This window comes from Actinoplanes aureus (genome assembly GCF_015704865.1).
GTDB classification, from domain to species: Bacteria; Actinomycetota; Actinomycetes; order Mycobacteriales; family Micromonosporaceae; genus Actinoplanes; species Actinoplanes aureus.
The window spans coordinates 183685-208195 of record NZ_JADQTO010000004.1 but is presented as its reverse complement, the minus strand read 5'-3'; the positions used below and the strand labels follow the sequence as shown (position 1 = coordinate 208195).

Sequence of the window (24511 nt, the reverse complement as noted above, 5' to 3'; positions counted from 1 at the left end):
CGGTCTGACCAAACCGAGCCCGGCCGGCGCGGTCTGACCAAAACCGAGCCCGGCTGCGACGGTCGACCGAAACTGATCCAAGGCTCCCGGCCCGGCCGGGAGCCTTTTCACATCCGGGACCTTCGTGTCGCCGGGACGCAAACGGCGCCGCACCCTGCCGAGTACGGCGCCGCAGTCATGCGCTCGCGGCTGCCGGAGGCAGCCGCTCGTCAGATGCGTTTATCAGACGGCGCGGATGTTGGCGGCCTGAGGGCCCTTCTGACCCTGGGTCACCTCGAACTCGACCCGCTGGTTCTCTTCCAGGCTGCGGTAACCCGACATCTGGATCGCGGAGAAGTGGGCAAAGACGTCGGCGCCGCCGTCGTCGGGGGTGATGAACCCGAAGCCCTTGTCCGCGTTGAACCACTTCACAACGCCGGTAACCATTGTCGTCTCCTCGACGGTCGATCGTTCCCGACCATTATGGACGGGAACGAGGTGGTAAGGCCCGTATTCTGCGGGGCTCGTGTCGCCGTACTGATCGCCCGTACCGGAGAAACCCGGGTTACGACAAAGAGCGCCTGGGGCAGACTTCCCCACAGGCGCTCCTGAGTACTTGGGAACCAAACTGACAACGCTCGCGAGCCTAGCATGACGAGAGGGGCCGGGACGTGCTCGGCGTGCAAGTCGCGCGGCAGCTGAAAGCCGCCGGATTGATCTGGAAGCCACGACTCGGCGACAGGTTCGCGGTGCCCGATCGGGACCTGGACGACGAGGTCTTCGTGCTGAGCAACATGACCATTCAGGTGCACGACCGTCCGGAAGGGCGGATCATCGGATTCAACGGGACGACCGAGTGGGCGCTCGACGACGTGGACCTGGACGAGACCATCTGGCTGCCGCGCGAGGACCAGCTGCGCGAGCTGCTCGGTGCGACGTTCCGCGAGCTGCGCCGCGAGAACGACCGCTATCGGGTACGGGTGGAACTGCTCGGCGAAAGCCACACCTTCACCGCGCCGACCGCCGAACTGGGTTACGCCGCGGCCCTGCTGCACCTGCTGGCCGCCGCTACCGCCTGACCGAAATCGTCCAGCCGCCGCATCCACCCGTCAGAGGGACTCGGCCGGGATCTCCTCGATCAGCGCGGCCAGTGTGGCGGCGTCCATCAGATCGGCGGGACGGACGGTGACCTGCTCCCGGACATAGTGGAACCCGGCCCGGACCCGATGCACCGGCACACCGGCCAGCGAAGCCCAGGCGATCCGGTACGCGGACAGCTGCACCGCCGCCGCCTCGGCCTCCGCGCCCGACGGCCGCCGTCCGGTCTTCCAGTCGATGACGTCGAACCGGTTTCCCGGGTCGGCGAAGACCGCGTCCATCCGCCCACGCACCACCACCCCGGCGATTGTCGTAGCGAACGGCACCTCCACCTCGATCGGACTCCGATCCGCCCACTCGCCGGTCAAGAACGCCTCCTGAAGCGCGGCCAGCTCCTCGTCACCGGCCGCACCGTCGTCGGCGGCGCCCGGCAGCTCGTCGATGTCGATCAGCCGGGCCGATCCGAACCGCTGCTCCAGCCACGCGTGGAACGCCGTGCCGCGTCGGGCCTGCGGCGCCGGCCGGTACGGCAGTGGCCGGCGCAACGACCGGGCCAATGACTGCGGGTCGCGGCGCAGCACGACCAGCTGCGAGACGGACAGATGCGGGGGCAGCGCCACCTCGATCGGGCCGTCCTGCCGGGCCCGCTCCTCCCGCTCGGCGAGCAGGAGCCGAGCCTCGCGACGCCACCGGGCGATGTCCGGATCCTCCGCCTCAGCCGCGCGATCCACCTCCTCGACCGCGGCGACCAGCGTCTCCCGCTCCGGAAGCTCAACGGCCGGCGGTCCTTCCCCACCAGCCTCTTCCGGCTCGGCAGTCGGCCCCTCCAAGCCGGCCTCCCCGGCCACGGCGTCTACCGCTTCCGCCTCAGCGCTGCCGGTGGGCGGGCCGGCCTCCTCGGCTGGGCTCGGCGGGCCGGTGCGTTGCCGGGGGACGGCCGGGCCCGCCCCGGGCTCGCGGTCGGTGTCGTCCGGGCGTACCCCATCGGGTTCGTGAATGGGAAGCTCCCAGCCGGCGGCGGCGATGCCGGCCAGGTCCGCTGCCAGGCCGGCCCGCGCGGCCACCTCGGGATCGGCCGACGCCAGGTCGGCGAAGGCCTCGGCGACGGACGCGTCCGGGTTTTCGATCATCCGGCGGATCAGGTCGGCGGCGGCCTGCATGGCCGGGCGGCGCAGGCCGAGCGGGTCGGCCGGCCATTCGGCGTTGGTCACCACGCGGTCGCTCGGGTTGGTCTCGTCCGGTGCGGGCTCCGGCGTCCACACGTCGACCACCCCGGCGCCCTCGGCGCAGGTGGCCCGGATCTCGTCGAGGAAGACCGACGGGCCGCGCGGCCGCTTCACACCGTCGCCCCACCAGTAGCCCGAGCAGAGCAGCAGCCGGCGGGGACGGGTGACCGCCACGTACGCCAGGCGGCGCTCCTCCCGTTCGTCGTGCTCCCGCCAGGTCCGGGTGAAAGCGGTGACCGCCGCTGCGACGTCCTTCTGATCGACCGCCTCGGAGAGATCGAGCTCGGGCAGCCCGGACGAGTCGCCACGCAGTGGGAACGGCAACACCCCGATGCCGCCCAGATAGTGGTCCGAGCTGCGGGACTGACCGGGCCAGACCCCCCGGCAGAGTCCCGCCACCGAAACCACGTCCCACTCCAGGCCCTTCGCGGCGTGCGCGGTCAGGATCTGCACCGCGCCCTCGACCACGTCGACCTGCCCCGGTTCCAGCCCGCGTTCCTCCTCCTCGGCGGCGGCCAGGAAGGCCAGGAAACCGGCGAGGGTGCCAGTCTCGTTCTCGCTCACGTAGCGGGTGGCGGCCTCGCCGAGCGCGTCGAGATGCCCACGGGCCAGCCCGGCGTCACCGGCCGCCCAGCCCCGCACCGCCACCTCGACATCCAGGCCGATGGTGCGCTCGATGTCGGCGAGCAGGTCGGGCAGTGGCTGGTCCAGGCGTTGCCGCAGGGCGTACAACTCGCGGCTGTAGGCACGCAGCCGCGCATACCCCTCGACCGAGTACTGCTGGGGCATCCCGAGGTCGGCCATCGCCTCGACCAGGGTCGCGTCGTCCAGCTTGTCGGCAGTCACGTCCTCCTGCTCCTGCTCCCGCGACGGCACGGCCCGGGCGGCGGCGATCGACCGGGAGCGGCGGTGCAACGCCACCAGGTCCCGCGGGCCGATCCGCCAGCGGGCGCCGGTGAGCAGGCGCAACAGCGACGCCCCGTCGGTCGGGTCGGCGAGGACGCGCAGCGTGCACACCACGTCCCGGACCTCCGGGGTGTCGAGCAGACCGCCCAGGCCGACCACCTCGACCGGCAGGCCGCGGGCCCGCAGCGCCTCCTCGATCACCGGGATCTGGCTGCGCACCCGGACCAGCACGGCACTGGTCGGGCGCTGCTCCAGCGGAATCTCCTCGGGCAGCACCGCGGGCATCCCGGCGACGAGCCGCCACGCGGTGAGCATCGAGTCGGCGATCCAGTTCGCCTCGTCCGCGTACGTCGGCAGCAGCGCGCAGGTCACCGTGCGCCCACCCACCGCCGGAGCCACCCGATCGGCTGCCTTCAGGACGCCGACCTGGGCGTTCAACGGAGCGGCGAGCGTGTTCGCCACCCGCAGGATCTCCGGCCGGTTGCGCCAGCTCCGGGTCAGGCCGCGCACCCAGGCGGGACGGCCGGAACGGTCGGTGAACTCGGCCGGAAACCGCTCCAGGGTGCCGGCCGAGGCGCCCCGCCAGCCGTAGATCGACTGGCACGGGTCACCGACCGCGGTCACCGGGTGGCCGCCGCCGAACAGGTTGTTCAACATGGTGACCTGGGCGTGGCTGGTGTCCTGGTACTCGTCCAGCAGCACGACGCGGAACCGGCCGCGCTCGATCTCCCCGACCTGCGGGTGGTCCCGCGCCACCCGGGCGGCCCGGGCCATCTGGTCGCCGAAGTCCATCGCCTCCAGGTCGAGTTTGCGCTGCTCGTAGAGGCGGACCAAGGGCAGCAGGGTGAGCCGGTGCTGCTGGCGGCGCAGCACCTCGGTCACATCGGCGTAGACCCGCCCGGGGAACTCCTGCACCTCGGCGAAGAACCGGCCGGTCCAGGCGGCCAGGTCCTCCGGCGAGACCAGGTGCTCGGCGAGCTCGGCGGAGAGTGCCAGCACGTCGTCGGTCACCGTGCCGGGTGCGCGGTTCAGCCCGGTCATCTCCCCGGTGTAGCCACGAACCAGCGAATCGACGATCTGCCAGCGGGCGGCCTCGGTGAGCAGGCGGGCGGACGGCTCGTACCCGGCGCGGAGGCCGTGCTCGGTGACCACCCGGGCGGCGTAGGCGTGGTAGGTCGAGATGGTCGCCTCGCCGGCGAAGGCGTCGTCCCGGCCGAGCCGGCGGATCAGCTGCCCGAGACGGGTGCGGACCCGGTGTGCCAGCTCCCCGGCGGCCTTTCGGGTGAAGGTGAGGCCGAGGATCTCGCCGGGATGCGCGTAACCGTTGGCGACCAGCCAGACCACCCGCGACGCCATCGTCTCGGTCTTGCCGGAACCGGCGCCCGCGACCACCAGCAGCGGGTCCACCGGGGCGGCGATGATCGCCTCCTGCTCCGGGGTGGGCGGCGGCAGGTGCAGCATCCGGGCGAGCTCGCGCGGCGTGTAGCGGGGGCCCTCGGCGGCCCGGCGGCGCGGACGCGGATCGTCGGTGAAAAGGGTCGGCTGGGTCATCGGCGCTCGTCCGGTCGGGGCAGGCCCGGCTCGACGACCTGACGGCCCTTGCCGGAGATGGGGCAGCTGGTCCGGACCGGGCAGACCCGGCACCGGCTGTTCGCCACCGCGGAGAAGGTCGACGCGGCCATGGTCTCGGCGGTGCGGCGCACCATCTCGTACGCCCACTGCGGGTCCGCCGCCTCGGTGAGCGGCAGCTGCATCTGCTCCCGCGCCTCCTTGCCCGGCCCCAGCTGCACCAGCGCCGCACCACCGGTGTTCGTCCCGTAGTCGGCGAAGGCACCCGCGTCGACGGCGGCCTGATAGCCCCCGAGCTGCGGGTTCTCCGCAACATCGGCGGCCGAGACGGCGGTGGTCTTACCGGTTTTCAGGTCGATCACGACGAGCCGGCCCTCCTCGTCGATCTCCAGCCGGTCCACCCGCCCGGTCAGCTGGATCGGGCGCCGCTCGTCCTCCAGCCGGACCGTGAACTCGTGCTCGATCGCGAGCAGCCGGCGCGGGTTCACCGCGAGCCAGCGCAACAGCTTGTCGACCATGCCCTGGGCGCGTTCCTGCTCCGGTCCGGCCAGCCAGCGGGCCGCCAGCTCGATCGAGTCGAACCGGGCGGACACGTACTCGACCAGCTTCTCCCGGTCGGCGTTCGCGTCCTCGGCCAGCATCGCGGCGGAGTGCACCAGGTTGCCGATGCCCTGCGCCGGGCCGGCCGCGGCCGCACCGCCGTGCCGTTCCAGCAGCCAGCGCAGGCTGCACCGCAGGGCGCTCTCCATGGACGACGGGGTGACCTTCACCGGCTCGCCCTCGTCGACCAGCGGGCGGTCGTCGGAGAGCGGGCGCAGGCCCCACCACTCGTCCGGGTGCGCGCCGGGCACCCCGGCGGCGGCCAGGCGGGCCAGCTCGGCCGCCGCGGCGCGCCGCCGGCTGGGCGTCTCCGCCGACCCGACCACGACGGTACGCAGCTCGGCCACCAGCGAGGCCAGGGTGAGGGCCCGAGGCGCCCGGCCGACCGGAAGCTCAGCCTCCTCCACCGGCTCGGCGTCCTCAGCCGGGTCGCCTACGCCCGGCTCGACAACAGCATCCCCGTCACCGGCCGGACCAGGATCCTCCTCGCCGGGGCGGACTGCTGCCGCGCCGCCGGCCGGCGGGCCGGACGGGTCGCCGCCGGCTGAGCCGGGGTCGCCGTCCGGTGGCAGCGTGGGGTTGTCGTCCGGCGGGCCGGACAGGTTGCCGCCGGCTGGACCGGGGTCGCCGTCCGGCGGGCCGGTGTCCCACGGGTCCGGGTCCGGTGGGTCGGTCGGTGGCGGCGCGTCCGGACCTCCGCCGGGACGCGGAACGGGAATCGCCAGCTCGGCGAGGAACCGGCTCGGCTGCTCCTCACCGACCGAACCGCCGGCGCTCGCCGACGCCACCGCGGTGACCACCGCACGGCGCCGGGCCCGGGTGATCGCCACGTAGAAGAGTCGCCGTTCCTCGTCCAGCAGAGCCGACGTCTCGGTGGCCACCGCCGCCGGACCCGATGCCGGGCGGCCCGCGATGACGTCCACCAGGCGCTCCGAACCGAGAAGGCTGCCGCGCAGGCGCAGGTCCGGCCAGATGCCCTCCTGCACGCCGGCCAGCACCACCACGTCCCACTCCAGGCCCTTGGCCGCGTGCACGGTGAGCAGCCGGACCGCCTCGCCACGGTCAGCGCTCGGCGCGATCGAGTCGGCGGGCAGATCCTGGCCGAGGACGTGATCGAGGAAGACCTCGGTACGCGCGCCGGGCAGCCGGTCGACGAACCGGGCCGCCGCGTCGAAGAGGACCACCATCGCGTCGAGGTCACGGTCGGCCGCCTCGGCCCGCCACTGCCGGGCCCGGCCCACCTCACGCTGCTCCGGCATCGGGGAGGTGCGGGTGCTCATCGCATACCACCGGTCGGCGAGACCACTGGCCCGCCAGACAGCCCAGAGCACCTCCTCGGCGGTGCTTCCCGGCTCGGCTGCGGCCTCCCGGACGACCTTGATCAGCCGGGCGATCGTCTGGGCCGGTCGCGCCCAGCGCCGCTCGACCATGTCCAGCCCAGCCGGATCACGGACCGCGTCGACCAGCAGCTCCCCGGACGGCCGACGGTCGCCGGCGGCCAGCGCGAGTGCCCGGAGCCCCTGCCTCAGCCGCCGCTCGGCCAGCGGGTCGGCACCGCCGAGAGGCGAGTGAAGCAACGCGACCGCGGCCTCCTCGTCGAGCACCCGCGGATCGAGCGCACAGCGCATGAGCAGCAGGAACGGCGCAACCGCCGGTTGCAGGTGCAGCGGCAGATCCTCGGCATGGATGACGGTGGGCACGCCGGCGGCGGCCAGCGCCCGCTGCACCGACGGCTGTTGCAGCGCGGTGGAACGCATCAGCACCGCCATCCGGGACCACGGGACGCCGTGCAACAGATGCGCCTCACGCAGGGCATGCGCGATGTAGGCGGTCTCGGCGGCCGGCGACCGGAAGGTCCGCACCACAGCCTCCGCCACCGGAGCGAACGGATCGTCGCCAGCACTGCCCCCCACCGCGCCGGGCGGCATCGCGCCTGGCTGGGTTGCGCCTGGCTGGGCTTTGGCCGGCAACGCGCCGGAAGGGCCCGGCTCTGGCGGCGGGAACATCGGGCGATGACGCATCGGCCCGCGCATGCGCCGGGCCACGCGCGCGGTCGCCGCCAGCAGGGGTGGCGCCGCCCGATAGTTGGTGTGCAGGACGACGGTCTCGGCGGGAGCACCCGCCGCCGACCGGAACAGCGCCGGAAAGGTCGAGACCACCTCCGGATCGGCGCCGCGGAAGCCGAAGACCGAGGAGTCCGGGTCGGCGAACGCGACAAGCGGCTTGCCACCGCCGGCGATCCGGCCGAGCAGCTCGACCTGGGCCGGGTCGGTCTCGGCCAGCTCGTCCACGAAGACGAAGTCGAGACGCCGCCGCTCGGCCGCCAGCAGGTCCGGCTCGTCGGCGAGCAGCCCGGAGGCGGCCCGGACCAGCTCGGCCGGGTCATACGCCGTGGAGCCGCGGGTGGTGACGTCGCGCAGGGCCAGAACAGCCACGTACTCCCGCAGGAAGCGGGCGGCGGCCGGCCAGTCGTCACGGCCCAGCCGCTCACCGAGGCGGGCCAGCTCGACCGGACCTATGCCGCGCTCGGCGGCACGCTGCATGAGGTCACGTAGCTGCTGGGCGAAGGCCCGGGTGGGCAGGGCCGGCCGCAGGGCCTCCGGCCAGCCGATCTCGTCGGACGCCTCGGGATCACCGACGACGGAGAGCAGCTCCCGGATGATCAGGTCCTGCTCCGGACCGGTGAGCAGCCGCGGTGACGGCTCGCCCCGCTCGGCCGCGGCTCGGCGGAGGAGACCGAACGCGTACGCATGGAAGGTCCGCACCAGCGGTTCGTGCACGATCCGCCCGGGATCGTCGGCGATCCGTGCCTCGATGCGGTCGCGCAGCGCCGCCGCACCGCGGCGGCCGAAGGTCAGCACCAGGACGCGCTCCGGGTCCGCGCCCGCGGCGATGCGGGCGGCGACCGCCTCGACCAGAACCGAGGTCTTGCCCGTGCCCGGACCGCCGATCACCAGCAGTGGTCCGGACGTGTGCTCGGTCACCCGGCGCTGCATCGGGTCGAGCGGCAGCGCGGGCGTGACCGGGCGGGGGCGCCGGACCAGGCGGTAGGCCGGCCGGCGCACCGGTGCTTGGGGGGCCGGCGTGCTCACGGCATCTATGAGAGCACGCCGGTACGACGTTATCCCGCGCCGAGGGTGTCCTCGATGAGGTCGACGGCGGCCGGGACGGTGCGGGCCACGTGGATCAGCTCCATCGCGGCGGGCCGGACGAACTTCTGGTCCACCAGGCCACCGAGCCAGCGCAGCAGCCCGTCGTAGAAGCCGTCCGGATCGAGCAGGACGATCGGCTTGTGGTGCACGTCGAGGGTCGCGGTGGTCCACACCTCGAAGAGCTCGTCCAGCGTGCCGAGACCACCCGGCAGGGTGAGGAACGCGTCCGACCGCTCGATCATCACGTTCTTCCGGCCGCCCATGTCGGTGGTGACCAGGAGCTCGTCCGAGGCGACGTCGGCGACCTCGAGGTCGACCAGGCACTGCGGGATGACGCCGAGGGTCTGCCCGCCCGCCGAGCGGGCGCCGTCGGCGACGGTGCCCATCATGCCGACGCAGCCACCGCCGGAGACCAGTACGTGTCCCCGCTCGGCGAGTTCCCGGCCGGTCTCCGCGGCCAGGTCCAGCCAACGTTGTTCGAGAGTGCTCGAGGATGCGCAGAAGACGCAGACGGCTGCCACGTCACCGCTTCCCGTTGGCGGCGTCGGCGTCCACGATGATGCGTACCGCCTCGGCGACGTCGTCGGTGACCTGGATCAGGTCCATGTCGGCGGCATTGATCTTGCCGTCGTCGAGCATCCGTCGCTTCAGCCAGTCGAGCAGGCCGCTCCAGTAGTCGGTGCCCATCAGGATCACCGGGAAGCGGGTGACCTTCTTCGTCTGCACCAGCGTGATCGCCTCGAACAGCTCGTCGAGTGTGCCGAAGCCGCCGGGGAGTACGACGAAGGCCTGGGCGTACTTGACGAACATGGTCTTGCGTACGAAGAAGTAGCGGAAGTCGATGCCGACGTCGACCCAGTCGTTGAGGCCCTGCTCGAACGGGAGCTCGATGCCGAGGCCCACGGACATCCCGCCGGCTTCGGTGGCCCCCCGGTTGGCCGCCTCCATCACGCCCGGCCCGCCACCGGTGATCACCGCATAGCCGGCCTCGGCCAGCGCCGCGCCCAGGCTCTCGGCCAGCTCGCACTCGTAGCTGTCCGGGCTGCTCCGGGCCGAGCCGAAGACGCTCACCGCCGATGGGAGATCGGCCAGGGTGTCGAAGCCCTCGACGAACTCGGAGAGGATGCGCAGCGCCCGCCACGCGTCCTTGGTCTTCCACTCACCGCGATGGTGGGAGTCGAGCAGTTTCTGGTCGGCGGTGCTTCCCGGGATGGAGTCACGCCGCAGCGTGACCGCGCCGCGATGACGTTCCGGGCCGTGTTGTGGTCGCCCGTTGGTGCGCTCCGTCATGCGTCCAAGGTAGTGCGGACGGTCAGTAACTCGTGAATAACCGGCTGCGTTTCGGTAAGAGGATTGCGACCCGCAGACCTTTTTGCCAGATTGAAGCAACCGACAGTAGCTCCGACACGTCTGTACTGTTACCGAACCTGGCATCACCGGGCTCCCGACGAAGGAGCAGCCACCATGACGAACCGATACGAGCGCCTCAAGATGCAGCGCCGCATGCAGCGCCGGATCCGCCTGGTGGTGGAGGAACGGCGGGTCGCCTTCGCGGCACGTGACTCCGAGCCGGCCGCCGACCCGGAAGCGACGATGGAGATACCACCCGAGCTGATGGTGCTCCCACAACGCGCGATCGGCCGGGTGCCGGCGCCGCAGGCCTAGTCCGCCAGCCAGCGATACAGGGTGGCGGAGCCGTCGCGGATCTTTCCGATCTCGACGTGTTCGTCCGGCGCGTGCGCCAGTGCCGGGTCGCCGGGCCCGTAGTTCAGGGCCGGGATGCCGAGCGCGGCGAACCGGGCGACGTCCGTCCAGCCGAGCTTTCCAGCCGGTTCCAGGCCGATCGCGGCGAGGAACTCCCGGGCCGGCGCGGCGGACAGGCCGGGGAGCGCGCCCGGCGCCGAGTCGGTCACCTCAAGCTCGTATCCGTCGAAGACCTCCTGCAGGTGCTCCAGCGCCTGCTTCTCCGAGCGGTCCGGCGCGAAACGCAGGTTCACGTCGATCGAGCACTCGTCCGGAACCACGTTGCCGGCGATGCCGCCGCCGATCCGGACCGCGCTCAGACCTTCCCGGTACGTACACCCGTCGATCGTCACGGTCCGCGGGTGATAGTCCTCGAGCCGCCGCAGCACCGCGCCCATCGCGTGGATCGCGTTCACCCCGCGCCAGGCGCGAGCGGTGTGCGCCCGCCGGCCCCGGGTGTGCACCCGGACCCGCATGGTCCCCTGGCAGCCCGCCTCGACCAGCCCGTACGTCGGTTCGAGCAGCACCGCGAGGTCGGCCTGGAGCCACTTCGGATGGGCCTCGGCCACCAGGTTGAGCCCGTTGTACTCGGACTCGATCTCCTCCGCCTCGTAGAAGAGGTAGGTGAGGTCGTATCGCGGGTCGGGCAGGGTGACCGCCAGGTGCAGGGCCAGGGCGACGCCGGACTTCATGTCCGAGGTGCCGCAGCCGTAGATCAGGTCGTCGACGACCGTGGACGGCAGGTTGTCGTTGACCGGCACCGTGTCCAGGTGCCCGGCCAGCACCACCCGCTGCGCGCGGCCCAGTTTGGTCCGAGCCATCACCGTGTTACCCAGCCGGCGCACGCTCAGGTGCCCGGCTTTGCGGAGGACGTCCTCCACGCAGTCGGCGATCACCTTCTCGTCGCGGGAGACGGACTCGATGTCGACCAGGGCGCGGGTCAGCACGACCGGGTCGAGCAGCACGTCCGGGGTCAGCGGGTTGGCCATGAGCGCACCATACCGGGGGCACACGACGCTCCCGATGGCTCGTTCAGGGTCCGGTAGGGTTCGGTCCGTGGAAACCGCGATCTCGACTTCGCCCGCCTGGGGCATCGGCCTCGCCACCGTCACCGCCGACGGGCAGGTGCTGGACACCTGGTTCCCGGCCGGGCATCTGGGCCTGGGCGAGGAGCCCGCCGACGCGCCGGCTCTCCCGGCCGGCCAGACCGGCCCCAAACTGCTTCCCGGACTGAGCACCGTCGAGGTCCGTACGGTGATCAAGTCGCTGGCCGACCCGATCACCGACGCCTCCGACGCGTACCTGCGGCTGCACCTGCTCTCGCACCGCCTGGTCCGGCCGAACGCGCTGAACCTGGACGGGATCTTCGGCAAGCTGGCGAACGTGGCCTGGACCTCGGCCGGCCCGTGCCCGCCGGAGCGGGTCGACGAGCTGCGCTTCCTGGAGCGTGCCGCCGGGCGCCAGCTCGCCGTCTACGGCGTCGACAAGTTCCCGCGGATGATCGACTACGTGGTTCCGTCCGGCGTGCGGATCGCCGACGCGGACCGGGTACGGCTCGGTGCCCACCTGGCGTCCGGCACCACCGTGATGCACGAGGGATTCGTCAACTTCAACGCCGGGACGCTCGGGAACTCGATGGTCGAGGGCCGGATCGTGCAGGGTGTGGTGGTCGGCGACGGCTCGGACATCGGCGGCGGCTCGTCGATCATGGGCACGCTCTCCGGCGGCGGTAAGGAGAAGGTCCGCATCGGCGAGCGCAGCCTGCTCGGGGCGAACGCGGGTGTCGGCATCTCGCTCGGTGACGACTGCGTCGTGGAGGCGGGTGTCTACATCACCGCGTCGTCCAAGCTCACGCTGCCCGACGGTCGTGTGGTCAAGGCCATCGAGCTGTCGGGTGTGAACAATCTCCTGTTCTGGCGCAACTCGGTGTCCGGCGCCCTGGAGGCCCGCCCCCGCAAGGGCACCGGCATCGAGCTGAACAGCGCTCTGCACAGCAACGACTAGTCCGGACGCAACGCCGAGGCGGCCGCCGTGCGAACGGCGGCCGTCAGTGCGTTCAGGGTCTCCGACTCGATCCGCCAGCGCTGCCAGTACAGCGGCACGTCCAGGTACCGGCCGGGCGCGATGTCGACGTAGCGGCCGGTCGCCAGGTCGGGACGGGCGTTCTGCTCGGGTACCAGGCCCCAGCCCAGCCCGAGCCGGATCGCCTCGTTGAAGGAGGCCGCGCCCGGCACGTAGTGGATCGGCGGCTCCGGCCGATCGCCGAGGAAGCGATGCTGCAGGCGGTCCTTGCGGTTGTAGAGCAGCATCGGCGCCCGGCTCAGGTCGGTCGCGTCGAAGCCGGGGGCGGCGACCGGCAGGTACCGCATGGCGCCGAGCCGCTCCACCCGGCAGCCCTGGACCGCGACGTGGTCCGCGGTCACCGCCGCCATCGCGGTCCCGGCCCGCAGCAGCTCGGCGGTGTGATCCTGGTCGTCGGTGTGCACTTCGAAGATCACCCCGGGCACCCGGGTGAGAACCGGCAGGAACCAGCTGTTCAGCGAGTCCGCGTTGACCACGATCGAGAGGCGGGCGCCGCCGCGGGCCTGGCCCAGCGCCTCCCGCTCGAGCAGGTCCACCTGCCCGGCGAACCGGATCAGAGCCTCACCCGCCTCGGTCGCCACACACGGTTTGACCCGCCGCACCAGCACCTGGCCGACGGTCTGCTCGAGCGCCTTGATCCGCTGGCTGACCGCGGAGGGTGTGACGTGCAGCGCACGCGCCGCCGCCTCGAAGCTGCCGTGCTCGACCACGGCCTGGAAGGTCGTGAGCTGCACCCGATCCACGTTAGAGATTCTAATCCTTCGTAAGAATGATTAGCTGGAGTACAGCTGCGACCGTCCGTAGCGTCGAGGCATGTTCGCCTCCGCTTTCGCCGGGTTTGCCGCCTCGGCCGTCCTGATCATCGCCATCGGGGCACAGAACGCGTTCGTCCTGCGTCAAGGTCTGCGCCGGGAGCACGTACTCCCGGTGGTGTTGACCTGTGCCCTCTCGGACCTGGCGCTGATCTCGGCCGGCATCGCCGGCCTCGGCGCGGTGCTGACCGCGCGGCCCGAACTGGTCAGCGCGATTCGCTGGGCCGGCGCCGCGTTCCTGCTGGCCTACGCCCTGCTGGCGGCGCGTCGCGCGCTGCGCCCGCAGGCGCTCGACCCGGCCGGGAAGGCGCCGGCCACCCTGCGCGCCACGCTGCTCACCTGCCTCGCGCTGACCTACCTGAACCCGCACGTCTACCTGGACACCGTGCTGCTGCTGGGTTCGGTGGCGCAGCAGCACGCGCACCGCTGGATGTTCGGTCTTGGTGCGGCCGCCGCGAGCCTGACGTGGTTCTTCGCGCTCGGCACCGGCGCGCACCGGCTGGCGCCGCTGCTGGCCCGTCCGGCCGCCTGGCGCGTTCTGGACGGCCTGATCGCGGTCGTGATGGCCGGGCTCGGCATAACCCTGATCGCGCAGGCTTGACTCTCACCCTGGGTTAGACCGCAGAGTTGAGCGAGTGAAGAGCGACAAGCGGGAGCTGGGCCTGCGGCCGGGCTTGCGAGCGATCGGCGAGGTGGCCCGGGCCAGCGGGCTGAGCGTCAGCGCACTGCGGTTCTACGACGGCGCCGGCGTGCTCGTTCCAGCCGCGGTGGACCGTGCGACCGGCTACCGCCGGTATACCGCGGATCAGATCAGAGCGGCCCGGCTCATCGCCGGGCTGCGGCGGGTGGGCATGCCGGTCGCCGAGATCGCGGAGGCCGTGCAAGACCTGGAAAACCCCGATTCGGTACGGCGAAAGCTGGATCTCCACCTGGCCCGGCTGGAGGCGGGTCTCGCCGACGCACGCCGGGAGATCGTTCGCCTGCACTCACTGCTCGACCTGGAGGACGACCTGACAACCCGCCTCACGCTGCCGGCCGCCGACCTGTCCGCCGTGCTCGGCGCGGTGCGGTTCGCCGCGGCCGGTGCCGGTGACGTCATCCCCGCCGGGGTCCTGTTCGAGGCGGTTGAGGGAGTCCTCACCGTCGTCGCGACCGATCGATATCGCCTTGCCGTGGCCGCCACCCCGGCCGAGGTGGCGGGTGCGGCGGCCCGGATCTTCGTGCCGCTGACGTTCGTCGAGTCCCTGTGTGAGCTTCGCAGTGGATCGGTGACCTTGAACCTGACGGCCGAGCGGGTGTCCGCCCGGGCCGGCGACCTGGTGGTCGAGGACAAGCCGATCGACATCGACTTCCCGGATTACCGCCGGTTGCTGAGTCCGGCCGGCCCGGAGACCCGCCGGGTTCCGGTGGACGCGGCCGATCTCCGGGAGCGGCTCGCCGCGGCACCGGTGGTGGCACGCGAGCACGATGGCTCCGCGTACCGGGTTTCGATCCTCGGCCTGGACCCCTCGGGCGGCCTGCACCTGGCCGCCGAGAGCGAGTGGGCGGCCGACGCCACCGCGCACGTCGCGGTGAACCGTGAGTTCCTGCTCCAGGCGCTGGACGCCGGTGGCGCCGGGCAGCTGGTGCTCGAGCTGGACGGGCCGTTTCACCCGCTGGCGGTCCGGGTGCCGGGTGACGAGACCCGGTTCTCGATCCTGATGCCGGTCCGGCACTGACCTCCGGCGCCGAGGTGTCTCTGGTAACCGTTCAGCCACAGTCCGGCACCGGTCCCGTATGGGACGTGAGATGGAGTCGCCCCCCGGCCGGGCACCCGGCTACGTTTCCCGATGTGCGCAGCAACCGGCAGGAGGACGAACTGAACGCCGCGGCTACCGGCGCCTCCATGACCGGGTGGGAATTCGCCTGGCTGGACGGCCTGGCCGTGGCGTCCGAGCCGTCCTGGTCGTACCTGGAGATGGCCCGTCCGCTGGTGCGCCGCGCTGCCAGCCTGCTCGACCTGGACACCGGCGGCGGCGAGCTGCTCGCCGAGCTGGCCCCGCTGCCCCCGCACACCGTGGCGGTCGAGAGCTGGGCGCGGAACACTCCGGCCGCACGGGAGCGGCTCACCCCGTTCGGCGTCGCGGTGCTCACCGAGCTGCCCGCCGGGGAGAACGAGTTCGACGTGGTGCTCAGCCGGCACGGCCGGTTGCCCGCCGCAGACATCGCCCGCCTGCTGAAGCCCGGTGGTGTCCTGCTCACCCAGCAGGTGGGCAGCGACGACCTGGCCGATCTGAACGCCGCGCTCGAGGCGCCTCCCCTGCACCCGCGACGCTGGGACGCCGAGGTCGCGGTCGCGTCGCTGGAGGCGGCCGGGCTCCAGGTGACCGATGTGCGCGAGGAGCACCCGGCCGCGGTCTTCCGGGACATCTCCGCGGTGGTGCATCAGCTGCGGACCGTGCCCTGGCAGATTCGGGACTTCACCCCGCATCGGTATGAGCGGGCGCTGGCCCGCCTCGCCGCGACGATCCGGGCCCGGGGCGAGTTCACCGCGCGGGCGCATCGGTTCCTGGTACAGGCCGAGCGACCGACAGAGGCATAAGACAGACAGCTCTTTCAGGGGAACGGCTGACCAGAACGGCTAACCCGTTAGTGGCGGTTGATCGGAGAATGGCGCGCCGAGAATTCTGCCGAACGCTTGGTTTCACATTAAAGCTTCACGTTTCAAGCATCTCGGGCGGGCTTTTCGCGAATCCGAGACGGGCTCGGGCTTGAGATATTCGCAGACGCGTGCGAGCCGGCTGTTTCGGCTGGTCGAGCCGGACTTGCAGGATTGGTTCACGAGCCGCCGATGAGCGTTCGGCGAGCTCCGTAACGCGTATGGGGTAGCCGGAACGGCTCGGAGGCACCGTCGTCTCGCATGCAAGAGGCGGGCGGGAAGAACTATCGCCGGGAAATGGCCGGTCAGCCATCTTTGTCGCAGCGCCGGGATGCCTTGACGGGCTCCCGGGACACCCGATTAACGACGTGCACCCCGTTACGGTCGCTTCCGATCCGTGCGGGGGTGGGCGCACGCTGACCGTTCCAGGAGGAACATTCCATGCGCAAGATCACCAAGCGTTCCGCTGTCATCGCCGGCGTCACCGCTGTCGCTCTGAGCGGCGGTGCGGCATGGGCAGCCATCACCGGCTGGGGCATCGAGGGTTCCGGGGAGGCCAGCGCCAAGGCCGCGGAGATCAAGAAGCTGAAGGCGACCTCGAGTTTCACCAAGAACCTCTACCCCGGCCTCGCGACCAAGATGGCGACGACCGTCGAGAACCCCAACGAGTTCCCGGTCCAGCTCACCGGAACCGTGGGGGTCGCCGACGTGACCGTCAATCCGGCCTCCAACGACTGCAAGACCGGGCTGTTCGCCCCCGGCGTGATCACGACCGACTTCCCGGGCACGCCGACGATCCCTGCGCTGACCTCCGATCACGCGGTCTCGTCCGATGTGACGATCGGCAGCATTCCGCAGGCCTGCGCCGGCAAGACGATCAAGGTGGTCTACACCTTCACCGGTGTGAGCAAGGCCTGATCCGGTTGCCCCGGTGGGACGGCGGCCGCCGTCCCACCGCATCGCCCTCGATATCCGGGACAGTCCATGTTGAAGAGCTCGTGGACCGCGGCTGCCGCGGCGGCCGTCCTGGCCGGCGTCCTGGTCGCCGTCGCCCCCGACCCTCCGTCCGTCCGGGACGGCGACGCCCTGCTGCTGGTCGGCCGGGACGGTGACCAGCCCGACGGGCCGCTCCACTTCGTTCTGGAAGGCAAGCCGGTCCGGGGTCTCTACCCCGGAGCGGTGAAACAGATGAAGATCACGGTACGCAATCCGCTCGGTTTCCGGATCTCCCTGCAACGGCTGACCGCCACGGTGTCCTCGTCGTCGCGGCGCGGCTGCCCGGCCACCGCGGGAAATCTGCGGGTTCGTGAGTACAGCGGGCGGCTTCCGGCGACGGTGGCGGCGACCGGGCGTACCGAGCTCGACGGCTCGATCCCGATCGTGATGCCGGTCAACGCGTCCGAGAAGTGCGCGGGAGCCGACTTCACGATCACGGTGTCCGGCGTCGGCCATCGGATGAGCCGATGAGGCGCGCCGGGAAGTTCCTGCTGGTGGCCGGCGTGGTGGCCACCCTGGGTGCGACCGGGACGGTGTTCGCCTACGCGGGCGGATGGACCCTGCCGGACAACCCGGCGGCCTTCACGGCGAAGGTGGCCACGATGCCGCGCGGGATCGAACCCAGCGTGGCGAAGCAGAGCGGGCAGGCCGTGATCACCTGGAGCGCGCAGGAGATCGCGCCGGGCGTACGGATGGATCACTACTCGGTGACCGCGCACAGCGTGAGTGACCCGCCCCGGCCGGACGTCACGCACACCGTGGCCGCCGGCGGCGGGTCCACGGAGTCGATCATCTTCGCCGCGAGCGAGGTGGCCGGGGGCAGGTGGCGCTGGACGATCGTGCCGCGACTCCGGCAGTGGATCGGAGCGGAGAGCAGGCCGAGTCGGCGTCTCACGTTCCCGGCGGCTCCCGTCGGGCGGGCGGCGACCGCTCCGGCCGACCCGGCCGACCCGGTCGCGCCGGTCGCGCCGGAGCCGGCTCCGGCGGCCACGACATCGCGGGGCAGGTCTCCGGATCCGGCCACGACATCGCCGGGCAGGTCTCCGGATCCGGCGGCGACCGGAGACGAGCCCGGGACGGTCACGCCGGAGCAGACCACAACTGCTCCGGAGCCCCTCACGTCGGCCAGTGGCGTGGTGGAACCGCCGCCTGCCGGGCAGTAACCGCGGTTACCGGGTAGCGGTCGAGCCCTTCGGATCAGCATTCCGGAGGGCTCGAACCGTGCCCGGTTTCGTACTCTTCTACACTATCTGACCGAGCCGGTATGTTGCGCGTAGACTGGTGCTGATTTGAGGTAGTGAGGCGGGCGCGCTAGCTGGGCATCTCGACTGGGCTCACCGGTCACCGCCGGTCGAGGCGCTTGAGCAGGGCAACGGCGACCCCCGATGCCCTCACCCCGGCGGGTTAAGCCGGATAGGCAGACCTGTCCGATTTATGCGCCGGAACGACGTACGGAAAACCGATCACATCGGACATCTCCATCAGGGACCGTTGTATCAGCGCCGAACAGGCACGATTCCCACACCGGCCTTCGAGGAGGAGCGAGCCGCATGCCCGAACTGAGCCAGTCACCCGCGGCCGCGACCGCGGAGGCCGCGTCGTGAATCGACGCGACGTTCTGACGAGTCTCCGTGAGGGGAGCGCACCGCACCTCCGTGGTGGGCGATCGCGGGGGAAGGCCCCGACCCCGCACATCGAGCTGGAGACGGCCGACCACGAGGAGCCGACGTGGGAGGTACACCGGCCCGGCACCCCACGGCGCCGGTTCGACCGGCGGGCCCGCACCATCCTGACCGCCGCGGCGATCGCGGCGGTGCTGGCCAACGCGGGAGCGGCGTGGGCGTACTGGAGATTCAACGGCCCCAGCGAGCCGGTCGGCGCTGCCTTCGAGCTGGCGTTGAGCGGCACCTCGGACACCCACCAGCAGCTGCGACCCGGCAGCGCCGGCAATCTGACGATCACCGTGGCCAACCGGCACGCCGAACCGATCCGGATCACGTCGATCATGCGGAGCTCGGATTCGGCTGTCGCCGACCACGCACATCGCGCGGCCGGCTGCGTGAATCCGCAGGTGGAGATCAACCAGGCCGACTTCCCGGTGATCTGGGAGGTTCCGGAGGGAACGATCGGGACGTTCATCCTTCCGGGGGCTCTCACCATGCGTAGCGGGCCGGCCGCGTGCCGCGGCGCCACCTTCAGCGTTCCGGTGCAGGCGCACGCCGTACGTTATGTTTCCGGTCCCGCAGACCGGTGAAACACAGCAGCATGACCAGGATCTCGGTGGTGACCGGCGCGAGCGCCGGTATCGGGCGGGCGGTCGCCCGCCGCCTGGCGGCGCGCGGAGACGCGGTCGCGCTGCTCGCTCGCGGTGAGGAAGGGCTGGAAGGTGCAGCCGATGACGTACGCCGAGCCGGCGGCACCGCCCTGCCCCTGGAGGTCGACGTCGCCGACTTCGCCGCGGTAGACGCCGCCGCGGACCGGATCGAGAAGGAGCTCGGCCCGATCGAGCTCTGGGTGAACAACGCCTTCTCCAGCGTCTTCGCCCCGTTCGCCGAGATCGAGATGGACGAGTTCGCCCGAACCACCGAGGTCACCTACCTCGGTTACGTGCACGGCACCCGGGCCGCGCTGTCCCGGATGCAGCCCCGCGACCGGGGCGCGATCGTGCAGGTCGGCTCGGCGCTGGCCTACCGTGGCATCCCGTTGCAGAGCGCCTACTGCGGCGCGAAGCACGCGGTGCAGGGCTTCACCGAGTCACTGCGGGTCGAGTTGCTGCACGAGCGGAGCAACGTCCACGTCACCATGGTGCAGATGCCGGCGGTGAACACCCCGCAGTTCCGGTGGGTGCTCTCCCGGCTGGGCCGCAACGCGCAGCCGGTGCCGCCGATCTACCAGCCGGAAGTCGCCGCGCGGGCCGTGCTCTACGCCGCGGACCATCCGCGCCGCCGGGAGTACTGGGTCGGCGGCTCGACCGCGCTGACGCTGGCCGCGAACGCCGTGGCGCCCGGGCTGCTCGACCGGTATCTGGCCCGGAGCGGGTACGACGGTCAGCAGACCGACGAGCGTCGCGACCCGGACCAGCCGGCGAACCTCTGGTCCCCGGCCGACGGGCCGGGCGGCCGGGACGCGGGTGCACACGGCGCGTTCGACGAGGACGCCAAGTCCCGCAGCCTTCAGCTCTGGGCGTCACAGCATCACGGGCTGCTCGCCTCGGTCGCCGGCGGCGTGCTCGCCGGTGCGGGCGCGGTCTGGGCCGCCACCCGCACCCGCTGAGTCCGGAGTCAGGCGTTGATCCGGTGACGCGGGATCTTCCGGTCGAGATCGGCCGGGGCGACGACCGCGGTGGTCAGGACGGCGCGAGCATGATCCTCGGCGGCCCGGACCAGGCGGCCGTCGTGGCTGGCCGCTTCGATGCCGTCGGCGATCACCTTCGCGGTCGCGTCACCGTACGTGCGGGCGTCATGGATCTCCCGCTCGTGGATCAGCGACGCCTCGTGCTCCCGGAGCCGGGCGGCCCGCGCCTCGGCCCGCTCGTACGCGTTACCGCGGGAGGCGAACTTCAGCCCGATGGCCGCACAGTCCAGAGCCACCAGCAGCAGAGCGATGCCGAGATAGAACAGGCCGACGCCCCAGAAGTCCGCGGTGATCAGGTGCCACATGGCCGCGGTACGGGCACCGAAGCCGGCGTCCGCGCGTACCACCGCGGCGTTGGCGGCCTTGGCCCGCGCGATCGCCTCGCTCAGCCGGGTCTGCTCGGCGGCCCGGGCCGCCCGCGCGGCCCGCTGATCCTGCCGCAACTGAACGGCCTGCTGGTCCAGAGCGGAGGCCTCCCCGTCCAGGGCCCGTGAGCGCTGCACCAGCCTCTGGCAGTAACCGCCGCTCGGGCAGCCCGCCGCGCGGGTGACCCCGTCGCCGGCCGAGTCGGCCAGCGCCTGCCGGTAGAGCAGGCGGGCGTCGGCCCGCTTGCCGGACGCCTGGTCGGACAGCTCACGTACGGCCGCGTCGTCGCCGGCCGACTCCGTCCGCAACTCGGCGAGCCGCGCGGTGTACCCGGCGACCGCCCCGCCCCGGTCCAGTTGCTCGAGCTGGGAGCTGTGCACCTCGGCGAGCCGGGCGTCGATCTCGCCTCGGTACCGGGCCAGCATCAGCGGCTCGGTCACCACCACGGCGAAGAGCAGGGCCAGTCCCAGCCGGCCGAGGTAGAGCCCGAGCGTGGGCGGGCGCAGCAGATGCCGCGGGTCCGCCGAGTCGAGCCGGTCGTAGTTGATCGCCACCCGGCCGACCACCGCCCGGTCGTACGCGACCACACCCACCGCCACCAGTGGCCCCACCAGCCACTGATACCAGGGATGTGAGTAGCCGGTGCTGGCGTCGATGAACGCGGCACCGCCCGCCGTCGCGTAGACGGCATAGAGCAGGATGAAGACACCGATAGATCGATAAAGAACGCGGTCCGAGTGTGTGGTCACACTTCGCGGATTCACGTTCGCCACCCGCAGCAGCAGGTGCCCGAGGCCCTTGCGCATGCAGCCGAGTCTGGTCGACAACCCGGCCGCGCGCGGGGATTTGGCGGATCAGCCGCGCAGGACGGTCGGCTCCGTGATGCTGACCCGGAGGAGAACCCGGGCCTCGACGGTCTGCTGCCGGGGATACAGGTCGAATGCGGCGCCGGCTTCGTCGGACTCGGCGACCGCGCCCCGCAACAGCTCATACGCGGGCGCCGCTTCGGCGTCGGCGATCTCGACGATCCGGTCCAGCTCGGCACCGACCGCGGCCGCGTACACCCGGGCCCGGTCCAGGGCGTCGGTGACGGCCTCGCCGCGCACGCCGGCATCGGCCCGGCTGCCCGGGCGAAGCTGCCACCAGGGGCCGGAGATCGAGGTCAGCTCTCCGGCGGCGAGCTCGGCCAGGAGTTCTCCGAGCGGGTCGAAGTCGATGACGGTGACCGTCGTGGTGATCGATCCCGCGTAGGTCTCGGCGCGCTTGCCGCGCCGGTTGTACTCCGGGCTCATGTGGATGCCGGCGGTCTCCCGGCGCTCGACCGCCGGGCCGCGGCGATCCAGGACCGCGTCGATTTCGGCAGCCCGCCGGGTGATGCGGGCGACCAGGGCAGCCTTGTCACGGTCGGAGGAGGAGACGGTGATCGAGAAGACCGCCTGCTCCGGCGGAATCTCGCGGCGGGCCTCGCCGTGGACGGTCACGATCGGCTTGTCCACGGCGAGTCCCTCGCTTCAGTCGGTGAACGGCTCGGCGAGCCGGTCGGCGGCCGTGGCCACCCGCTCGTCGGTCGCGGTCAGGGCGATCCGCACGTGCTTGGCCGCGGACGGGCCGTAGAAGGCGCCCGGCGCCGCCAGGATCCCGCGGCGGGCGAGCCGGTCGACGGTTGCCCAGCAGTCCTCGTCGCGGGTGGCCCACAGGTACAGGCCGGCCTCCGAATGACTGATCTCGAAGCCCGACTTGACCAGCGCGGTGCGCAGCATGTCGCGGCGTGCCGCGTACCGGACTCGTTGCTCGGCGACGTGAGCCTCGTCGTTCAGCGCGGCGACCATGGCGGCCTGCACCGGCGCGGGGACGATCATCCCGGCGTGCTTGCGGACCGCGAGCAGCTCGCCGACCAGGGCCGGATCGCCGCCGACGAAACCGGCCCGGTAACCGGCCAGGTTGGAGCGCTTGGAGAGCGAGTGCACGGCCAGCACACCGGAGTAGTCTCCACCGGTCACCTCGTCGGACAGCACCGAGACCGGCTCGGACTCCCAGCCCAGCGAGACGTAGCACTCGTCGCTGACCACGATCACGCCGCGCTCGCGTCCCCAGGCCACCACCTTGCGCAGGTGCTCGACGGGGAGCACCCGGCCGGTCGGGTTGGACGGGGAGTTGATCCAGATCAGCTTGACGCGCGGATCAGGCCCGACCGCGGTCAGCGAGTCGGACCGGACCACCTCGGCGCCGGCGAGCTTGGCGCCGACCTCGTACGTCGGGTAGCAGACCGCCGGGATCACCACGACGTCGCCGGGGCCGACCCCGAGCAGCGTCGGCAACCAAGCGACCAGTTCCTTGGAGCCGATCGTGGGCAGCACGCCGAACTCACCGGAAGCGTGACACTCCCGCGAGATCCAGCCGGTGATCGCGGCACGCAGCGCCGGCGAACCCGCGGTCAGCGGGTAGCCGGGCGCGTCCGACGAATCGGCGAGGGCCTGCCGGACGGCCGGCGGGACCGAGTCGACCGGCGTGCCGACCGAGAGGTCGACAATGCCGCCGGAGTGCGCCGCGGCGATGGCTTTGGCCGGCTCCAGCAGGTCCCAGGGGAAGTCCGGCAGGGCCGACGACCGAACGTTCAGTGCTCGTCCCCGCGCGGCGGCTGGGAGATCACGAACGGCGTGTCCTTGTCGATCTTGCCGACCTTGGAGGCACCACCAGGCGAACCGAGGTCCTCGAAGAACTCGTAGTTCGCGTTCGTGTAGTCCTTCCACTGGTCCGGCACGTCATCCTCGTAGAAGATCGCCTCGACGGGGCAGACCGGCTCGCAGGCCCCGCAGTCGACGCACTCATCGGGGTGGATGTAGAGCATCCGGTTGCCCTCGTAGATGCAGTCGACCGGGCATTCTTCGATGCACGCCTTGTCGAGAACATCGACGCAGGGCTCAGCGATGATGTAGGTCACTGGTCTTTCCCTTCAAAGCCACGCCGCGGGGACCGCCGACGACAAATTGCAGAGCCTAGTATTCCCGCCAAGGGAGGTAATGCGTGCTCCGACAGCAGGATGTGGGACACCGGGTGGTGGTACGGCGAATTGTAGGCGTAACCGGGGAGCGCACGCTCTTCACGGATGCGCTTGGCGAGCTCGTTGACCTGACAGAGACCGATCTCACACTCGCCACCGACAAAGGGACGGTACGCGTGCCGCTGCGCGAGGTGCACCGCGCGAAACGGGTCCCACCAGCGCGCCGCCCCCGCGCCGCCGCAGTGATCGCCCTCGAACTCGCCGCCGACGAGGCCTGGCCCGCTCCGGTCCGCTCCCGGCTCGGCGGCTGGATCCTGCGGGCGGCGGACAACTGGACCGGCCGGGCCAACTCCGCGCTCGCCGTCGGCGACCCCGACCGGCCGCTGGATGCCGCCATCGACGCGGTCGTCCGGTGGTACACCGACCGGGGTCAGCGGCCGCTGATCAACGCGCCGATGCCGCTCGCCGCTCCGGTCAACGCGGCACTGGACGAGCGCGGCTGGACCGCCCGGCCACTGACCCTGGTGCAGACCGCACCGCTGGCGCCGTTGCTGGCCGCCCCGGCCCGGAGCGACCTGCCCCTGGTCGATCTGGCGGACACCCCCACCGACGCCTGGTACGCCATGGTCGCCGAGCACAAGGGCACCCTGCCGGGGACCGCACTTCGCATCCTGAACGGCGTACCGGAAAAGGTCTTCGCGCACGTCCGCGATGCGGACGGTGACCTGATCGCGGTGGCCCGGGGTGCGGTCACCGGGCCGGACCGCTGGCTGGGCCTCTCCCTGCTGCAGACCGCGCCGGCCGCGCGGCGGCGCGGTCTGGCCCAGCACGTCATGCGGGCCGTCGCCGGTTGGGCGACGCAGCGCGGCGCCACACACGCCTACCTCCAGGTGGAGGAGCGCAACACGCCCGCGGTGGCCCTTTACGGCCGGCTCGGGTTCAGCACCCACCACACGTACCTGACCAGGGAAGCTCCCCCGGTGACGTGA

General features: G+C 71.7%; 23 protein-coding genes. 12 read left to right on the top strand and 11 right to left on the bottom strand.

What is annotated here, in order from left to right; genetic code table 11:
• Window positions 1–222: 222 nt before the first annotated feature.
• Window positions 223–426 carry a transcription antiterminator/RNA stability regulator CspE gene (gene cspE / locus I4J89_RS09730; protein WP_030442529.1) on the bottom strand — a complete coding sequence of 68 codons (204 nt, stop codon included), beginning with the start codon at window positions 424–426 and terminating at the stop codon, window positions 223–225.
• Window positions 427–650: 224 nt separating this feature from the next.
• Between cspE and I4J89_RS09725 the strand changes: the two genes are divergently transcribed.
• A complete protein-coding gene (locus I4J89_RS09725) occupies window positions 651–1058 on the top strand; it encodes a pilus assembly protein CpaE (protein ID WP_196413544.1) in 408 nt (135 codons plus the stop codon).
• Between the two features lie 30 nt (window positions 1059–1088).
• On the opposite strand, the gene I4J89_RS09720 is transcribed toward I4J89_RS09725, so the two are convergent.
• The 4 genes from I4J89_RS09720 to I4J89_RS09705 are packed head-to-tail and all read right to left on the bottom strand — an operon-like array spanning window position 1089 to window position 9820.
• Window positions 1089–4760 carry an ATP-dependent DNA helicase gene (locus tag I4J89_RS09720; protein WP_196413543.1) on the bottom strand — a complete coding sequence of 1224 codons (3672 nt, stop codon included), beginning with the start codon at window positions 4758–4760 and terminating at the stop codon, window positions 1089–1091.
• Complete coding sequence (locus I4J89_RS09715; protein ID WP_196413542.1) at window positions 4757–8470, bottom strand: ATP-dependent helicase; 3714 nt, start codon at window positions 8468–8470, stop codon at window positions 4757–4759. Before I4J89_RS09715 ends, I4J89_RS09720 begins: the two co-directional genes overlap by 4 nt.
• Before the next feature lie 29 nt (window positions 8471–8499).
• Complete coding sequence (locus I4J89_RS09710; RefSeq protein WP_196413541.1) at window positions 8500–9051, bottom strand: LOG family protein; 552 nt, start codon at window positions 9049–9051, stop codon at window positions 8500–8502.
• Between the two features lies 1 nt (window position 9052).
• Window positions 9053–9820, bottom strand: a complete 768-nt coding sequence (locus I4J89_RS09705; protein ID WP_196413540.1) for an LOG family protein — start codon at window positions 9818–9820, stop codon at window positions 9053–9055.
• Between the two features lie 174 nt (window positions 9821–9994).
• Here I4J89_RS09705 and I4J89_RS09700 point away from each other — a divergent pair, with 174 nt between their 5' ends.
• Window positions 9995–10195, top strand: coding sequence for a hypothetical protein (locus tag I4J89_RS09700; RefSeq protein WP_196413539.1), 201 nt, complete (start codon window positions 9995–9997; stop codon window positions 10193–10195).
• Here I4J89_RS09700 and dapE read toward each other — a convergent pair.
• Window positions 10192–11262 carry a succinyl-diaminopimelate desuccinylase gene (dapE, locus tag I4J89_RS09695; RefSeq protein ID WP_196413538.1) on the bottom strand — a complete coding sequence of 357 codons (1071 nt, stop codon included), beginning with the start codon at window positions 11260–11262 and terminating at the stop codon, window positions 10192–10194. The two genes, I4J89_RS09700 and dapE, sit on opposite strands and share 4 nt — an antisense overlap.
• 34 nt (window positions 11263–11296) lie before the next feature.
• On the opposite strand from dapE, the gene dapD reads away from it, so the two are divergent.
• On the top strand, window positions 11297–12277 hold the full coding sequence (dapD, locus tag I4J89_RS09690) for a 2,3,4,5-tetrahydropyridine-2,6-dicarboxylate N-succinyltransferase (protein ID WP_196413537.1): 981 nt from the start codon (window positions 11297–11299) through the stop codon (window positions 12275–12277).
• Here the strand turns inward: dapD and I4J89_RS09685 are convergent.
• Window positions 12274–13098, bottom strand: coding sequence for a LysR family transcriptional regulator ArgP (locus I4J89_RS09685; RefSeq protein WP_196413536.1), 825 nt, complete (start codon window positions 13096–13098; stop codon window positions 12274–12276). The genes dapD and I4J89_RS09685 overlap by 4 nt on opposite strands.
• 70 nt (window positions 13099–13168) lie before the next feature.
• Between I4J89_RS09685 and I4J89_RS09680 the strand changes: the two genes are divergently transcribed.
• From I4J89_RS09680 to I4J89_RS09645, 8 genes are all read left to right on the top strand, one after another.
• The gene (locus I4J89_RS09680) at window positions 13169–13768 is read left to right on the top strand and encodes a LysE/ArgO family amino acid transporter (protein WP_196413535.1); all 600 of its coding nucleotides are present in this window, start codon (window positions 13169–13171) and stop codon (window positions 13766–13768) included.
• Between the two features lie 34 nt (window positions 13769–13802).
• Complete coding sequence (locus I4J89_RS09675; RefSeq protein ID WP_373688112.1) at window positions 13803–14885, top strand: DNA polymerase III subunit beta family protein; 1083 nt, start codon at window positions 13803–13805, stop codon at window positions 14883–14885.
• 113 nt (window positions 14886–14998) lie between these two features.
• Complete coding sequence (locus I4J89_RS09670) at window positions 14999–15748, top strand: class I SAM-dependent methyltransferase (RefSeq protein ID WP_309238249.1); 750 nt, start codon at window positions 14999–15001, stop codon at window positions 15746–15748.
• Between the two features lie 498 nt (window positions 15749–16246).
• Window positions 16247–16723 carry a hypothetical protein gene (locus tag I4J89_RS09665; protein WP_196413534.1) on the top strand — a complete coding sequence of 159 codons (477 nt, stop codon included), beginning with the start codon at window positions 16247–16249 and terminating at the stop codon, window positions 16721–16723.
• Window positions 16724–16789: 66 nt separating this feature from the next.
• Complete coding sequence (locus I4J89_RS09660; RefSeq protein ID WP_196413533.1) at window positions 16790–17272, top strand: hypothetical protein; 483 nt, start codon at window positions 16790–16792, stop codon at window positions 17270–17272.
• Window positions 17269–17964, top strand: coding sequence for a hypothetical protein (locus I4J89_RS09655; RefSeq protein ID WP_196413532.1), 696 nt, complete (start codon window positions 17269–17271; stop codon window positions 17962–17964). Before I4J89_RS09660 ends, I4J89_RS09655 begins: the two co-directional genes overlap by 4 nt.
• Window positions 17965–18401: 437 nt before the next feature.
• Entirely contained in the window at window positions 18402–19055 is a 654-nt protein-coding gene (locus I4J89_RS09650; protein WP_196413531.1) for a hypothetical protein, read from the top strand.
• Between the two features lie 11 nt (window positions 19056–19066).
• On the top strand, window positions 19067–20074 hold the full coding sequence (locus tag I4J89_RS09645; RefSeq protein WP_196413530.1) for an SDR family oxidoreductase: 1008 nt from the start codon (window positions 19067–19069) through the stop codon (window positions 20072–20074).
• A gap of 8 nt (window positions 20075–20082) precedes the next feature.
• On the opposite strand, the gene I4J89_RS09640 is transcribed toward I4J89_RS09645, so the two are convergent.
• The 4 genes from I4J89_RS09640 to fdxA are packed head-to-tail and all read right to left on the bottom strand — an operon-like array spanning window position 20083 to window position 23462.
• Window positions 20083–21327, bottom strand: coding sequence for a DUF4407 domain-containing protein (locus tag I4J89_RS09640; RefSeq protein ID WP_196413529.1), 1245 nt, complete (start codon window positions 21325–21327; stop codon window positions 20083–20085).
• A 48-nt stretch (window positions 21328–21375) separates the two neighbouring features.
• Window positions 21376–22017: an SIMPL domain-containing protein gene (locus I4J89_RS09635; protein WP_196413528.1), complete on the bottom strand. Its 642-nt coding sequence runs from the start codon at window positions 22015–22017 to the stop codon at window positions 21376–21378.
• 15 nt (window positions 22018–22032) lie between these two features.
• Window positions 22033–23139 (bottom strand): succinyldiaminopimelate transaminase, encoded by a 1107-nt coding sequence (gene dapC / locus I4J89_RS09630; protein WP_230858713.1) that lies wholly within the window; start codon window positions 23137–23139, stop codon window positions 22033–22035.
• Entirely contained in the window at window positions 23136–23462 is a 327-nt protein-coding gene (fdxA, locus tag I4J89_RS49415; protein ID WP_309238248.1) for a ferredoxin, read from the bottom strand. The genes dapC and fdxA overlap by 4 nt, the downstream gene beginning before the upstream one ends.
• Window positions 23463–23545: 83 nt before the next feature.
• Here fdxA and I4J89_RS09625 point away from each other — a divergent pair, with 83 nt between their 5' ends.
• The gene (locus I4J89_RS09625; protein WP_196413526.1) at window positions 23546–24511 is read left to right on the top strand and encodes a GNAT family N-acetyltransferase; all 966 of its coding nucleotides are present in this window, start codon (window positions 23546–23548) and stop codon (window positions 24509–24511) included.